The sequence below is a fragment of the Niveispirillum sp. GW835-FHT14G11 genome (assembly GCF_058793615.1).
The window spans coordinates 48,672-62,370 of the sequence record NZ_JBXAFZ010000021.1; the positions used below are offsets into that span (position 1 = coordinate 48,672).

Below are 13,699 nucleotides of genomic sequence, written 5' to 3' on the forward strand. Positions count from 1 at the left end.
CATCATGGCCAAATGGCTCAAGACCCAGGAATTCCTGACCTTCGAGGTCCGCGACTGTATCGCCTATGTGACGATGAACCGGCCGGGCAAGCGCAACGCCCTGTCACCGGAACTGATCAAGGAAATTCACGACGCCATGCTGGAGGCCGATGACCGCACCGATGTGCATGTCATCGTGCTGGCCGGTGCCGGCGATGATTTCTGTGCCGGCTACGATCTCGGCTATGGATACAACCCGGACAACCAGCAGGACAGTACCGCCACCTATCGCACCCGCATGGGCAGCTTCGACGACGATATCTGGACCATGACCCGCAAGATGGGCCAGATGCACATCATCCCCGACATCCACAAGCCGGTGATCGCCAGGGTGCAGGGCCGCGCGCTGGCTGGCGGGGCGGAACTGGCCCTGGCCTGCGACCTGATCATCGCCGCCGACGATGCCCGCCTGGGCCATCCCGGCACGCGCGGCCTGGGCTCCCCGCCCGTCAATTACTGGTTCTATCATGTGGGCCCGCAATGGGCGAAACGGCTGCTGCTGACCGGCGACAGCATCACCGGTATCGACGCCGCCCATATCGGCATGGTGCTGGACAGCGTGCCGGCGGCGGAACTGGATGCGGAAGTCGACGCGCTGGCCCGGCGCATCGCCCTGATCGATCCGGAGATCGCGGCGGCGCAGAAGCGCATCGTCAATACCGCCATGGACCTGTCCGGTGCCCGCGTCCTGCGCCAGTTCGCCATCGAGGCCGACGCCAAGGCCCACCTATCGCAGGGGCCGGGCCGCAAGACCTGGGCCGCGAATGTGAAGGCCCATGGCGTGCGCCTGGCCATCCGCATGCGCGACGCTGCCTATGGCAGTGACCCGGTGCGCATCCGGTCGAAGGAGCCGCGTTAAACGGTCAATGCCCGCACCATGTCCCGGACGGCGGCGCGGGCCAGGGCCGCTTGCGCCGTCATCTGCAGGAAGCCGTGGGTGGCACCTCGCCAGGTGACGGTCTGCACGCGTATCCCCGCTGCCCGCATCCGTTCCACCATCATGCGGTTCTCATCCGCCAGCACGTCGCATTCGGCGATACCGATGAAGCAGGGCGGCAGGCCGCGCAGGTCGGCGCCCAACGGGGCCGCCAGCACCGGTGGCGCATCGGCCAGCGCGCCCAGATACTGCCGCCAGTACCATGCCATGCGCACCGTGGACAGGCCGTAGCTCCCATCCCCGAATTCTCGCTGGGAGTCCGTGTCCAGCCCCGGTGCGTAGCAGCCATAGGCCAGCGCTGCCGCCGGGGGCAAGGCGCCGCCAGCATCGCGTTGCGACAGCATCAGCGCCAGCGCCAGGTTGGCGCCGGCACTGTCCCCGGCCAGGGCGGGCACGCCCGTGCCCAGCCCCGGGGCCCAATGCCAGACCGCCTGGACATCCTCCAGCGCTGCCGGGAACGGATGTTCCGGCGCCAGCCGGTAATCGAAGCCGATCACCACCCGCCCGCTTTCCAGCGCCAGCCGCCGCATGACCGGGTCGTGGGTATCGACATCGCAGGCGAACCAGCCGCCGCCATGCACGAACAGGATCGCCGCCGCCGGCGATGGTACCGGGTAGTAGAGCCGCACGCGGACCGGGCCACTGGGGCCGGGAACGCTCAGCGTTTCTACCCGGTCCAGCACGGTATCGGGGTCGGTGAAGACCATGGCCAGCCGGTTCATGCCGGCGCGGGCTTCCGCCGGGGCCATGCGGGTGATGTCGAAGCCGGGCGGGGCGTGTGCGGCCTGCAACAGGCGCGCGGCCTGGATTTCGGGATCGACGCTCATGATGCCTCGGTCTGCGGTGACGATCCACTATCGCCCGGTCGCCGGTCCGAAGCCCCTGAAATATTCTCCGGCCCGATACGCAATTCTCCGCTGCCCGCGCGCGGACGCCGGGCGCCTTATGGGGTCAGGTAAAAACCGGGAACGGGAAACCCATGGCCATCCTGTCCGGCCTGACCATCACCGAATGCGCGGCCTTCATCGCCGGGCCGTTTGCCACGGGTTCGCTGGCCCGATTGGGAGCAGAGGTGATCCGCATCGACCCGATCGCGGGCGGCATCGACCAGCATCGCTGGCCCGTCACCGCCCAGGGGCGCAGCCTCTATTGGGCCGGGCTGAACAAGGGCAAGAAATCCGTCCGCATCGATATAAGCCGGCCGGAAGGGCGCGAACTGGCCCAGGCTCTGATCACCGCGCCGGGGGAGGGGCGGGGGCTGTTCGTCACCAATTTCCCCGCCACGGGCTGGCTGGATTTTGCCGGTTTGCAACGGCGGCGGGCCGACCTGGTGATGGTCAATATCCTGGGCAACCGCGACGGGTCCACGGCCCTGGATTACACGGTCAATTGCGCCATGGGCTTCCCGCTGGCCACGGGGCCGGCAGGGCCGGGGGCGCCGATCAACCATGTGCTGCCCGCCTGGGATTTCATCTGCGGGCAGACAGCGGCCACCGCCCTGCTGGCGGCCGAACGCCATCGCCGGTTGCACGGGGCAGGCCAGTTGCTGCGCATCGCCCTGTCCGACGTGGCCCTGGCCGTGGTGGCCGACATGGGGCTGCTGGCGGAGGTGGAAATCAACGGACAGGGCCGCGAACGTCACGGCAACCATATCTTCGGCGCCTTCGGCTGCGACTTCGCCACGTCCGATGGCCGCCGCCTGATGGTGGCCGCGGTCAGCGCCGGCCAGTGGCAGGCGCTGCTGCGCGCCACTGGGACGATGGAGGTGATGGCAGCGCTCGGCACCGCACGCGGGCTGGACCTGTCGCGGGAGGGCGACCGGTTTCGGGCGCGCGACGCCGTGGCCGGGCTGCTGGCCCCCTGGTTCGCCGCCCGCACGCTTGCCCAGGCCGGCAGGGATCTGGATGCGGCACGGGCCTGCTGGGGTCCGTATCAAAGTTTTGAGCAACTGCTGGCCGACGATCCGCGCTGTTCGCCCGCCAACCCGCTATTCGCCCGCATCGACCATCCGGGCATTGGCACCATGCTGACCGCAGCCAGCCCGGTGGATAGCTCGGCCTGCGAACCGGTTCCGTCGGCGGTCGGCCCCATCCTGGGCCAGCATACGGATGAGGTGCTGGCCGAAGCGCTGGGCCTGGGTGAAGGGCAGTTGGCCGACCTGCATGATCGTGGTTTGATCGCCGGACCGGCGGCATGAAAAGCGGTCATGTGCACGCAGATAAAATGCGACCCGCCGTCCATCTGACGATCTGTGTTTTGATGGACGGAATAGTTGCCATATTCTAGCTTTATCGGGAGACGGCGGCCGCCCAAGGGACCGCCGGCACGGGAGGATTGGAATGTCGAAGACACGTCTGCGCCACGGCGTTTTCCTGGCGCCGCTGCACCCGGTGGACGAGGATGCGCACGCCCTGATGCACCGCGATCTGGAGCTGATGGAATGGCTGGACCGGCTGGGCTATGACGAGGCCTGGATCGGGGAGCATCATTCCGGCGGGTACGAGACCATCGCATCCCCGGAACTGTTCATCGCCGCCGCGGTGGAGCGGACGCGGCATATCAGGTTCGGCACGGGCGTGATCTCGCTGCCCTATCACAACCCGCTGATGGTCACCAACCGCATCATCCAACTGGACCACCAGTCGCGCGGGCGGGTGATGTTCGGCTTCGGGCCGGGCCTGCTGGTGTCGGATGCGCGCATGCTGGGCATCGATCCCAAGACCCAGCGCGACCGCATGGCCCAGGCCCTGGACGTCATCCTGCGCCTGCTGGACGGGCAGGTGGTGACAGAGAAGACCGACTGGTACGAACTGGTGGAGGCGCGCGCGCATCTGCTGCCCTATACCCAGCCGCGGCCGGAGATCGCGGTGGCCAGTGCCGCCACGCCGTCGGGCGGGCGCCTTGCTGGCAAGTACGACCTGGCCATGCTGTGCGTGGCAGCCACCGACGCCTCGGGCGGGTTCAACGTGCTGGATGTCAACTGGAAGCATGCCTGCGATGTGGCGGCCGAACAGGGCCGCACCATGGACCGCAACCGCCTGCGCCTGATGGGCCCCATGCATATCGCGGAGACGCGGGAGAAGGCGCGGGCGAACGTCCGCCACGGGCTGGAGAAATATATCGAGTATGCCCGCACCGTGACGCCGGGCCGGTTCGGCAACATGGCGGGACGCGACCCGGTGGATGTGCTGCTGGAGGCCGGGCATATCGTCATCGGCACGCCCGATGATGCCGTGGATGTGCTGAAGAAGCTTCAGGCCAAGCAGGGCGATTTCGGCGTGTTCCTGCACCAATGCCATGACTGGGCCGACTGGAACGAGACCAAGCGCTCCTATGAGCTTTACGCCCGCTTCGTGGTGCCGCATTTCAGCGGGTCGAACCGGGCGCGGGCGGAATCCTTCGACAATTGGAAGGCCCATTCGCTGGACTACAGCAGCCAGTCCCACGCCGCCGCCAAGGCCACGTTCGAGAAATATGGCGGTGCCGCGGCCCTGGACAGTGCGGCTAAGACCGGCATGATCGGCGCCAAGGACTGAACTCCTCCGGTTCTGGGGCTGATATGGGCGGGTCCCCGGGCTACCAGGGCCCGCCCTTTTTGTGACCTTCGGGAACACCTGGTTACCTTCGTTCCCGCCCTCTTCACCGTCACCCCGGCGGAAGCCGGGGTCCAGCGTAAGGCGCGGTCAGCGCTGATGTGAGTCATGCCGCGGCTACCACCGCTTAACTGGGCCCCGGCTTGCGCCGGGGTGACGGTGGAGATTGATGGAACCCTTGGCGGCCCGGACCTTTATCTCTCCCCAAAAGCAACAAATCCCCGCCCCTGTTGCCCAGGAAGCGGGGATATCCTTCGGCCCAGCCCTTACGCCGCGTCGTTCATCGCCGCGTTCTTTTCCTTGGCATAGGCGCGCAGGCGCGGGGCCACCTGTTCGGCGAACAGGGTCAGGCTGTCCACCGTTTCCTCATGCGACAGGTATCCGGCCTGGCCCAGCATCAGCATATGGCCGATGCCGCCAACCTTGTCGGAGAAGCGGGACATCTGGTCATAGAGCTGGTCGGGCGTGCCGGCGAACAGGATGCCGCCATCGGCCATCTCGCCCAGAGTCGGGTTGGGCGGCAGGCCGAAATTGATGCGGCCGGTCTTGCCCATGCGCAAGGCGCCGGCGTTCAGCTCCACGCTTTCATAGCCGGGCGGGTTGATCCAGCCCTTGGGCGTGCGCGGCTGCACCTCCAGATAGGGCTTCACCTTGGCCACGCGCTCCTGCACCTCCTTCTCGGTGCTGCCGCAGACCATGATGGCCAGATAGGCGAAACGGTCGATGGCCGCCGGCTTGCCATGGGCCTTGCGGTATTCCTCCTTGTAGGCGTCGAATAAAGGCTTGGTGCCCGCACCATTGAAGAAGGTGGCGCAGACATAGCCCAGCTGCGCGATGCGCCGGCCCGTGGAGGCACCCGACGCCGTGATCCACATGGGCGGCATCGGCTGCTGCAGGGGCCGGGGCCAGACATTGACGTTGCGGTAGTTGTAGAATTCGCCTTCCCAGGAAAAGGGGCCGCCTTTGTGGGTCAGTGCCTTGACGACGAAATCATGGGCCTCCCAGTAACGGTCCATGATGCGGGCCGGGCTCTGGTTGGACATGGCCAGCTCGAAGGGCGAGGCCTTGACCAGCCCGATCTCCAGCCGCCCGCCGGAGATCACGTCGATCATGGCCAACTCCTCGGCCACGCGATAGGGATCGGTGCGGTTGGTGATGGGCACGCCCAGGCACAAGAGCCGCGCCTTCTGCGTCTGCCGCGCCAGGATGGCCAGCGTCAGCAGGCAGGACGCCGACATGCAGTTGGCCGAGGCATGATGCTCGTTGACCATGATGTTGTAGCCGAGCCGGTCGGCCACCATCCATTCATCCAGATAGCGGTTGTAAAGCTCATGCGCCACCTGCGGATCGCAATGCGCGTTATCGACCAGCACCTTGGTGGGGCCGGGGATATTGTCCCAGGCCGGATGCATCGATTGTTCGCTGAAATGCCAGAATTCCATGGGTGTTCTCTCCCCCTTGTCGGGCCTGGGATGTCGCATGCGCTCCGCTTATGCGACCTACGGACCGGGTGCCTTTTCGTAGGTCGCATAGGGGCGAAGCCCGCATGCGACACCGCGCTTCAAGCGGCCAGAAACGTATCGATGCGGCCGGCGAATTCGTCGGGCTGTTCCAGATAGCCGTAATGGCCGGCACCCTCGATCACCTCGAATTTCGCACCGGGGAAGGCGGCGGCGAAGCGGCGGCCATACTCGACGCCCACCACCTTGTCATCTTCCCCCCACAGCAGCAGCACGGGCACCTTCACCCGGTGCAGCCGGCCCAGCAGCTTGGGATTATAGAGCGTGGGCGACCAGCCGAAGAGCAGCAGGCTCTCGCGGTTGCGCACGAAACGGGTGACGTCCTCATCGCTCATGGTCTTGAAATCGAAACCGTGGAAGGCCGCCTTGCCCTTCTCCGGATCGTGGAAGAACAGGCCGGGAATATCCTCCACCGTCGTGGCGAAGATGTCCGCGATGTCGCGCGTTTCCCGGCCGGAGACTTTCACGCCGACCGCGTCGATCAGCACCAGCCGCTTGATGCGGCCGGTGCCCATCGTGGCCAGTTCCGCCGCGATCCAGGCGCCGAAGGAGACGCCGACGACGATCAGGTCCTTCAGGTCCAGCGCCTCGATCAGGTCCAGATAGACATGGCAGATGTCATCCATCCCCGTCACCCCGGCGGGGCGCGTACTGGCGCCGAAACCTGGATGAGAGGGCACGATCACCCGATGCTGGCGCGACAGTCGCTGGACCAGCGCATCATCGGCATCGACCCCATGACCGGCATGCAGGAACAGCAGCGGCGGGCCGTCGCCCCTGGTCATCAGTTCGATGGACGCTCCCGCAACGTCGATCCTTTCCGGGAAAGCGGTTCGGAACATGGCGTTTCCTGTTTCCTTCCTGTTTCTTTATGGGTCAGGCCGAGCGCTTGCAGGCGCTGGCCGGACGGTCATGGGATTTGTGCTGGCGCAGATGCTGGGTCAGGTCGGCGATGGTGACGATGCGCAGGCCGTGACGGCGGGCGAAGCGCAGCAGTTCCGGCGTGCGGGCCATGCTGCCATCCTCGGCCACGATCTCGCACAGCACCCCGGCGGGGACGCAGCCGGCCAGCCGCGCCAGATCCACCGACGCCTCCGTATGGCCGGGCCGTTCCAGCACCCCACCCGGCCGGGCACGCAGCGGGAACATATGGCCGGGCCGCATCAGGTCGTCCGGCGTCGTCGCCGGGTCGATCAATGCTGAGATGGTGGCCGCCCGGTCGGCGGCCGACACGCCGGTGCTGGTGCCGCGCCGGGCATCGACGGAGACGGTGAAGGCCGTCTGGTGGCGGTCGCTGTTGCTGGGCACCATCGGCGGCAGGTCGAGCGTGTCCACCCGGTCGCCTTGCAGGCCGACACAGACGATGCCCGTCGTATGGCGAACCATGAAGGCCAGGGCGGCCGGTGTGGCATGTTCCGCCGCCATGATCAGGTCGCCTTCATTCTCCCGGTGCTTGTCATCCAGCACCACGACCATTTGCCCCGCCGCGATGGCGGCCAGCGCGTCATCGATCGTGTCGAAGCCGATTTCCACAACATTGTCCGTCACGATCAACCTCGTTATGGAATGATATTCGCAATACATGCCATTTAATAGAACATCCTAAAGAGGGTCAAGGGGCGGGCGCTTGAGAATTCTGAATGACGGCATGCATTCCGATTTTGTCACGCACGCTCGAAGATCGCCGCCAGCCCCTGGCCGCCGCCGATGCACATGGTCTCCAGCCCGTAACGCGCTTCCCGACGCCGCATGGCATGCAGCAGCGTCGCCAGGATGCGCCCGCCCGTGGCCCCCACCGGATGGCCCAGCGAGATGCCGGAGCCCTGCACGTTCAGCCGGTCGAAATCGCACGCGCCGAAGTTCCAGCCGCGCGTGCAGGCAAGCACCTGGGCCGCGAAAGCCTCGTTCAACTCGATCAGGTCGATATCGGCCAGGCGCAGCCCGGCGCGGTCCAGGGCGCGGGCCGTGGCCGGCACCGGCCCGATGCCCATACGGTCGGGCGCCACCCCGGCCACCCCCCAGGAGACCAGCCGTGCCATGGGCACCAGCCCCAGCGCGTCGGCCTTCTCCCGCGTGGTGACGATGCAGACCGATGCCCCGTCATTCTGGCCGCTGGCATTGCCGGCCGTCACCGTGGCATCCCGATCCTGGCGGCCCAGCACGGGTTTCAGGGCGGAGAGGCTGTCCAGTGTGGTGTCGGCGCGCGGATGCTCGTCGCTTGTGATCAGCACGTCCCCGCCCTTGCCCGACACGGCGACCGGCACGATCTCCGCGTCGAACAGGCCTTGGCGTTGGGCCGCCACCGCCTTCTCATGGCTGCGGCAGGCGAAATCATCCTGCTCCAGCCTTGGGATGGCGTAGCCGCGGCGCAGGTTCTCCGCCGTTTCCAGCATGCCGCCCGGCACGGGGAAGTTCAGCCCGCCCGCCGTTACCCGCCCCCGCGCCAGCGCGTCATGGAACATAATGCCCTCGCCCTTCACGCCCCAGCGGTGGCTGGTGCTGTAGAAGGGAGCGTTGCTCATGCTTTCCGCTCCGCCGGCCAGGACCAGGTCGCAGGCGCCGGTCTGCACCTGCATCACGGCATTGATCACCGCCTGCAGACCCGACCCGCAGCGCCGGTCGATCTGAAGCCCGCCGATCCCCACCGGCAGCCCGGCATCCAGCCCGACGACGCGGCCCAGGGCCGGCGCATCCATTGACGGATAGCACTGGGCGAACAGCACATCCTCCACCGTGTCGGGCGGCAGGTTCGTGCGTTCCAGCAGGCCACGCAGCAGGGCGGCGCCCAACCCATGGGCCGAAAGCCCCTTGAACTGTCCGCCGAACCGCCCCACGGGCGTGCGCAGCGGCGCGCAGATGACGGTGTCGCGCAACAGACCCTCCTTCAATTGTCATGCAGAAGCCGGCGGGCACGTTCCACCACCGGCAAATCGATCATCCGCCCGTCCAGTGCGGCCAAGGCCTGGCACCGCAGTTGGGCATCATTCCAGGCATCCAGCACGCGCCGCGCCTGTTCCAGCGCCATCAGGTCGGGTTGCCAGACGCGGTTGACCACCCCGACCTGATCGGGATGGATGCACAGCGCGCCCGTCATGCCCACGGCCCGCGCGTCGGCGGCGGCGTTCCCATAGGCGGCCAGGTTGCGATATTCGGCCAGCGACATCGGCAGTCCCAACGCCATCAGCCGCCGCGATGCCGCCGCCAGGGCGATCAGGCGGCAAGGCAGTTCCAGGCTGCGCGGGCTGGGTGGGGCGCCCAGTTCCAGGCTGAAATCCTCGCTGCCCAGGGCCAGTCCCGCCACCCGCTCCATGGCGGCAATGGCGGGCAGCTGCGGCAGGGCGGCCGGGCTTTCGATCAGGGCGATCAGCCGGGTGGGACCGCTCCCGATCATCTCCGACAGCACCGAAAGCCGGGCGGCATCTGCCACTTTGGGCACGACCAGCAGGTCGATCCCGGCTTCAAGCGCCGCGTCGATATCGGCCAGTGCCATCCGCCAGGGGGCGTTGATGCGCAGCGCCACAGCGGTGCCCGTGGCGCGGATGGCTTCCGCCGACTGTTTCAGCGCCGCCCGTGCCGCCGGCTTGGCGGCGTCGGAAACGGCATCCTCCAAGTCCAGGATGACGGCATCCGCCCCCCTGGTCCCGGCCTTGGCGATGCGGTCGGGGCGGTCGCCCGGCACGAACAGGAAGGATCTCATGACCCGACCTCCACCGCTGCCGTCATCGTCGCCTGCCCCTCGGCATCGCGCGTCCACAGCTCGGTCCCGGACAGGCACAGGTCGAACGGGCTGGTATCCAGCAGCGGCCGGCGGCCCCGGAAACTGAAGCGGGCCACGGGCGTGCCCGGATGATGGCGCCGGAACAGGTCCAGCAGCAGCACGGCGATATACGGGCCATGCACCACCAGCCCGCCATAGCCCTCCTCGCGCATCGCATAGTCGCGGTCGTAATGGATGCGGTGGCCGTTGAAGGTCAGGGCGGAGAAGCGGAACAGCCGCACGGGATCGGCCGTCAGGCTTTCCCGCACCGCCGCTTGCGGGGCGGCGGGGCCCGGCGCCGGCGTTCCACCGCCCGATCTGCGATAGACGATGTCCTGGCGTTCGCTGACGGCCAGCACGCCATCGGCGAAAATCCCATGCTGGACGGCGACGAAGACCAGTTCGCCCGACCCGCCCTGTGCATGCTTGATGTCGGTGATGATCGACCGGCGGGTCAGCGCTGCGCCCACGGGAATGGCCGCCAGGAAGCGCAGGTCGCCGCCCGCCCACATCCGGTGCGGCAATGGCACCGGGGGCAGGAAGCCGCCACGCTGCGGGTGCCCGTCGCGATCGATCTGTGATTGCCGGGCCTGGGGCAGGAAATACAGCCAGTGCCAGAGCGGCGGCACCACGCCCGTCGGCGGGCCGTCCTGGTCCAGCAGGGCCGCCAAGCCGGCCAGTGAGGCCGGATTGGCGATGTCCGCCACCTCCTCCGCGCGGCCGATCCAGGGAAGCAGGTTTTCCATATCGATCGTCATGGCGCGCCACCAGCAGGTATTTCGCCAATAACCTATTGATTTCCATGATCATGCCGGGCCGACAAATTCTCATTCCGCCCGGAGAATTCGGGGTTGCCACCGCAATGCGGCATGTCCTGCTGTGCTGCAATATGGAATGCATTCCAGATTGCTTGCATGGGGCAGGTGTATGAGCTAATCTCACGGCCAGGGAGCGAAACCTTGATAAGAGGTGCGATATGTTTGCTGGCAAAGGCCGTCCGGCCCGCCGTATTCCCCCCCTCAACCCCTTGCGCGCATTCGAGGTGGCGGCCCGCCACCTGTCCTTTACCCAGGCCGCGGACGAATTGTGCGTGACCCAGGGGGCGGTCAGCCGGTCGGTGAAGGCGCTGGAGGATTATCTGGGGGAACCCTTGTTCGAGCGCACGGGCTATGGCCTGGCGCTGACGGAGCGCAGCGAGGCCTTCGCCATGCGCCTGTCGGACGGGTTCGTGCGCCTGTCGGAGGCGACGGACGAGTTCCTGGGTGTGCAGCCGCCGCCGGTGCTGACGGTCCGGGCCTATACGAGTTTCTTGATCGGTTTCCTGATCCCCAACCTGCCAGACTTCCAGGTCCGGCACCCAGAGATCAAGGTGAAGCTGATCTCCGCCACCGACAGCACGGAATTCGGGCGCGACCAGGTGGATGTGCGCATCCGCTACGGCCGTGGCCACTGGAAGAATGTGGACAGCACGCTGCTGTTCCATGATGAACTGCGGCCCGTCTGTTCGGCCAAGCTGCTGGACCCCGCCAAGCGGCCCTATCCCATCGAGATCCTGAAGAACCATGTGCTGCTGCACCAGGAACTGCGCCGGGCCGACTGGCCCAACTGGCTGGCGCTGAACGGGGCGGAGGGGCTGACCCCGCGCGACCATCTGGTGTTCGACGAACTGTCCGTCGTCTATCAGTCGGCCATTTCCGGGGTCGGCATTGTCATGGCGCAGAAGGCCTACTTCCAGCGGGAGATTGCCGACGGCCATCTGTTCGAACCGTTCGAGGGCGTGCTGAAGCGCGATCTTGGCTATTACCTGACCGTGCCCCACAGCCGGCGGGAGGCGCACCATATCCGCGTCTTCAAGAAATGGCTGCTGGACGCGCTGGCCGCCGCCGGGGTGGGGGAGCGGGCTCAGCCCTCGCTGGCGGAAGTCGGGGGGCGCAGCCCGCTGATGAAGGCCGCGAACAGCGCGATACCCGATGCCAGGAACAGGGCGATGATGGCCCGCTGATCCGGCCAGGCGCGGAAGGCCAGCGCCACCAGCGCCGCCCCCGTCGCCTGGCCCATCACCCGCCCCAGGGCGCCTGTAACGCTGGCCGTGGCCGCCACCGCCAGCGGGACGGAGGTGACCAGGGCGCGGGTATTGGGGATCTGGAACAGGGCGTAGGACCCGCCGCACAGCGCGATGCGCCAGAGGATGTCGACGGGTCCCGCCTGTTGCGGCGTCAGGGCCAGGATGGCCAGTCCGCCCGCGACCATCACCAGCCCGATGGCGCAGAGCCGGCTGGCCGCGAACCGGTTGGCCAGCATGACGACCAGGGGCGATGCCGCGCCCAGGGCAAGCGGCCAGGCCATGAAATAAAGCCCGATCTCCGCCTGTGTGCAGCCCCGGTCCAGCAGCAGGAAGGGAATGCCGATATAGGACATCAGTTGCGTCGCCGCCGCGCAGAAGGTGGTGGCCACCGTCAGCCCGTAAAGCGGCCGGCGCAGCAGGTCCAGCGGCAACAGCGATGGCCGCCGCCGGCGCACGAACAGCCACAGCATGGCGGTGACGCTGGCCAGCGCCAGCACGGGCGCCAAATCCATGTCATGGGCCAGGCTGTTCAAGGTCAGGATCAGGGTTCCGATGGCGCCGGCGCACAGCAGCGCCCCGCCCTTGTCGAAGCGCGCCTGGGCCTTGTCGGGCGCCGGATCGGCCGGCAGCACCCGGCGGCCCAGCAGCCACAGCCCCGCCGACAGCGGCAGATTGGCCAGGAACAGCCAGTGCCAGGAGGCGAAGCCCAACACCAGGGCGGCGATGGCCGGTCCCGCCGCCAGCGCCAGGGCCACGGCCATGGCATTGACGCTGACCCCGCGCGCCATGCCCGATGGCGGGTGGATGTTGCGCAGCATGGCATTGGTGATGCCCATCATCCCGGCCCCGCCGCAGCCCTGGATGAAGCGGGCCAGCGACAGGGTCACAACATCGTTGGAGAAGACGCAGGCCAGCGACGCCGTCCCGAACAGGCCGATGCAGGCCAGATAGGTGCGCTTCGGCCCCACCAGCAGGGCCAGCCGCCCCAGCGGCGGCAGCACCATGGCGATGGCGAGTTGATACGCTCCCACCACCCAGACCGACAGCGATGCGGTGATGCCCAGGTCGCGGCCGATGGCGGGCAGGGCGACATTCATCATGATGCCGTCCATCACCGCCATGGCCACGGCCACGGCGACCAGGGAAGCCGCCCGGCCCCGCGCCCGCTGCGGCAGGCCGGCGGGCTCATCGGCGCTCATCTCAGGCGGCTTCATCCAGCAGGGCCAGCCTGGTGCGGGCGAACCACACGACCTGCCTGGCCAGGATGGAAAGATTGCCGGCGATGGCCGGGTCGGAACAGGTGCCGTCGGAATCGAACTTCGTGCCCATGGAATTGACCGCCACGCCCAGCGGCGTCGGCCAGGCGCGCAGGGCATGGGCGATGGAACGCATCGTGGCCAGGGTCGATCCGGTCGCCTGCCAGCCATAGGCACAGGCGATGGACCCCACGGCGCGGCCATCCAGATAGGGGATGGGATCGCGGGCCATATCCTCCACATAATCCAGGGCGTTCTTCATCAAGCCGGAGATGGAGCCGTGATAGCCGGGCGACGACAGGATCACCCCGTCCGCGCGGCGCAGCAGTTCCACCAGCCGTCCTGCCGCCGGCTCCCGCTCCGGGTTCTCCGGCGCATAGAGGGGCAGCACCAGTTCCGGCCCCGTCATGATCGCCGTTTCCGCTCCCAGTTCCGCCGCCGCCGCCAGCGCCATGCGCAGTGCCATCTCCGAGGACGAGTTGGCCCGGGTGGTGCCGCCCAGGCCCAGGATGAACGGTTTACGGGACATATC

13 protein-coding genes are annotated in these 13,699 nt (G+C 67.4%); 4 read left to right on the plus strand and 9 right to left on the minus strand.

Annotation, left to right across the window (positions count from 1 at the left end):
- The first annotated feature begins 4 nt into the window (after positions 1-4).
- A complete protein-coding gene (locus AC1Q7F_RS28130; protein ID WP_492511875.1) occupies positions 5-898 on the plus strand; it encodes a crotonase/enoyl-CoA hydratase family protein in 894 nt (297 codons plus the stop codon).
- On the opposite strand, the gene AC1Q7F_RS28135 is transcribed toward AC1Q7F_RS28130, so the two are convergent.
- Positions 895-1,803 carry an alpha/beta hydrolase gene (locus AC1Q7F_RS28135; protein ID WP_492511876.1) on the minus strand — a complete coding sequence of 303 codons (909 nt, stop codon included), beginning with the start codon at positions 1,801-1,803 and terminating at the stop codon, positions 895-897. The two genes, AC1Q7F_RS28130 and AC1Q7F_RS28135, sit on opposite strands and share 4 nt — an antisense overlap.
- A 152-nt stretch (positions 1,804-1,955) precedes the next feature.
- On the opposite strand from AC1Q7F_RS28135, the gene AC1Q7F_RS28140 reads away from it, so the two are divergent.
- Positions 1,956-3,173 (plus strand): CoA transferase, encoded by a 1,218-nt coding sequence (locus tag AC1Q7F_RS28140; protein WP_492511877.1) that lies wholly within the window; start codon positions 1,956-1,958, stop codon positions 3,171-3,173.
- A gap of 142 nt (positions 3,174-3,315) precedes the next feature.
- The gene (locus tag AC1Q7F_RS28145) at positions 3,316-4,512 is read left to right on the plus strand and encodes an LLM class flavin-dependent oxidoreductase (protein WP_492511878.1); all 1,197 of its coding nucleotides are present in this window, start codon (positions 3,316-3,318) and stop codon (positions 4,510-4,512) included.
- A gap of 323 nt (positions 4,513-4,835) precedes the next feature.
- Here the strand turns inward: AC1Q7F_RS28145 and AC1Q7F_RS28150 are convergent, their stop codons facing one another.
- The 6 genes from AC1Q7F_RS28150 to AC1Q7F_RS28175 all read right to left on the minus strand — a co-directional run bounded on the left by AC1Q7F_RS28150 (position 4,836) and on the right by AC1Q7F_RS28175 (position 10,604).
- Complete coding sequence (locus AC1Q7F_RS28150) at positions 4,836-6,011, minus strand: LLM class flavin-dependent oxidoreductase (protein ID WP_492511879.1); 1,176 nt, start codon at positions 6,009-6,011, stop codon at positions 4,836-4,838.
- A gap of 119 nt (positions 6,012-6,130) precedes the next feature.
- The gene (locus AC1Q7F_RS28155; protein WP_492511880.1) at positions 6,131-6,931 is read right to left on the minus strand and encodes an alpha/beta fold hydrolase; all 801 of its coding nucleotides are present in this window, start codon (positions 6,929-6,931) and stop codon (positions 6,131-6,133) included.
- A 34-nt stretch (positions 6,932-6,965) separates the two neighbouring features.
- Positions 6,966-7,637 (minus strand): 3,4-dihydroxy-2-butanone-4-phosphate synthase, encoded by a 672-nt coding sequence (gene ribB / locus AC1Q7F_RS28160; RefSeq protein WP_492511881.1) that lies wholly within the window; start codon positions 7,635-7,637, stop codon positions 6,966-6,968.
- Between the two features lie 116 nt (positions 7,638-7,753).
- Positions 7,754-8,962, minus strand: coding sequence for an acetyl-CoA C-acetyltransferase (locus tag AC1Q7F_RS28165; protein ID WP_492511882.1), 1,209 nt, complete (start codon positions 8,960-8,962; stop codon positions 7,754-7,756).
- A gap of 11 nt (positions 8,963-8,973) precedes the next feature.
- Entirely contained in the window at positions 8,974-9,786 is an 813-nt protein-coding gene (locus AC1Q7F_RS28170; RefSeq protein WP_492511883.1) for an HpcH/HpaI aldolase/citrate lyase family protein, read from the minus strand.
- Positions 9,783-10,604 carry an HTD2 family dehydratase gene (locus tag AC1Q7F_RS28175; protein WP_492511884.1) on the minus strand — a complete coding sequence of 274 codons (822 nt, stop codon included), beginning with the start codon at positions 10,602-10,604 and terminating at the stop codon, positions 9,783-9,785. The genes AC1Q7F_RS28170 and AC1Q7F_RS28175 overlap by 4 nt, the downstream gene beginning before the upstream one ends.
- Before the next feature lie 218 nt (positions 10,605-10,822).
- On the opposite strand from AC1Q7F_RS28175, the gene AC1Q7F_RS28180 reads away from it, so the two are divergent.
- On the plus strand, positions 10,823-11,848 hold the full coding sequence (locus AC1Q7F_RS28180) for a LysR substrate-binding domain-containing protein (RefSeq protein ID WP_492511885.1): 1,026 nt from the start codon (positions 10,823-10,825) through the stop codon (positions 11,846-11,848).
- Here AC1Q7F_RS28180 and AC1Q7F_RS28185 read toward each other — a convergent pair.
- Positions 11,749-13,110, minus strand: coding sequence for an MFS transporter (locus tag AC1Q7F_RS28185; RefSeq protein ID WP_492511886.1), 1,362 nt, complete (start codon positions 13,108-13,110; stop codon positions 11,749-11,751). The genes AC1Q7F_RS28180 and AC1Q7F_RS28185 overlap by 100 nt on opposite strands.
- 1 nt (position 13,111) lies before the next feature.
- Positions 13,112-13,696: an NADPH-dependent FMN reductase gene (locus AC1Q7F_RS28190; RefSeq protein ID WP_492511887.1), complete on the minus strand. Its 585-nt coding sequence runs from the start codon at positions 13,694-13,696 to the stop codon at positions 13,112-13,114.
- Positions 13,697-13,699 lie beyond the last annotated feature (3 nt).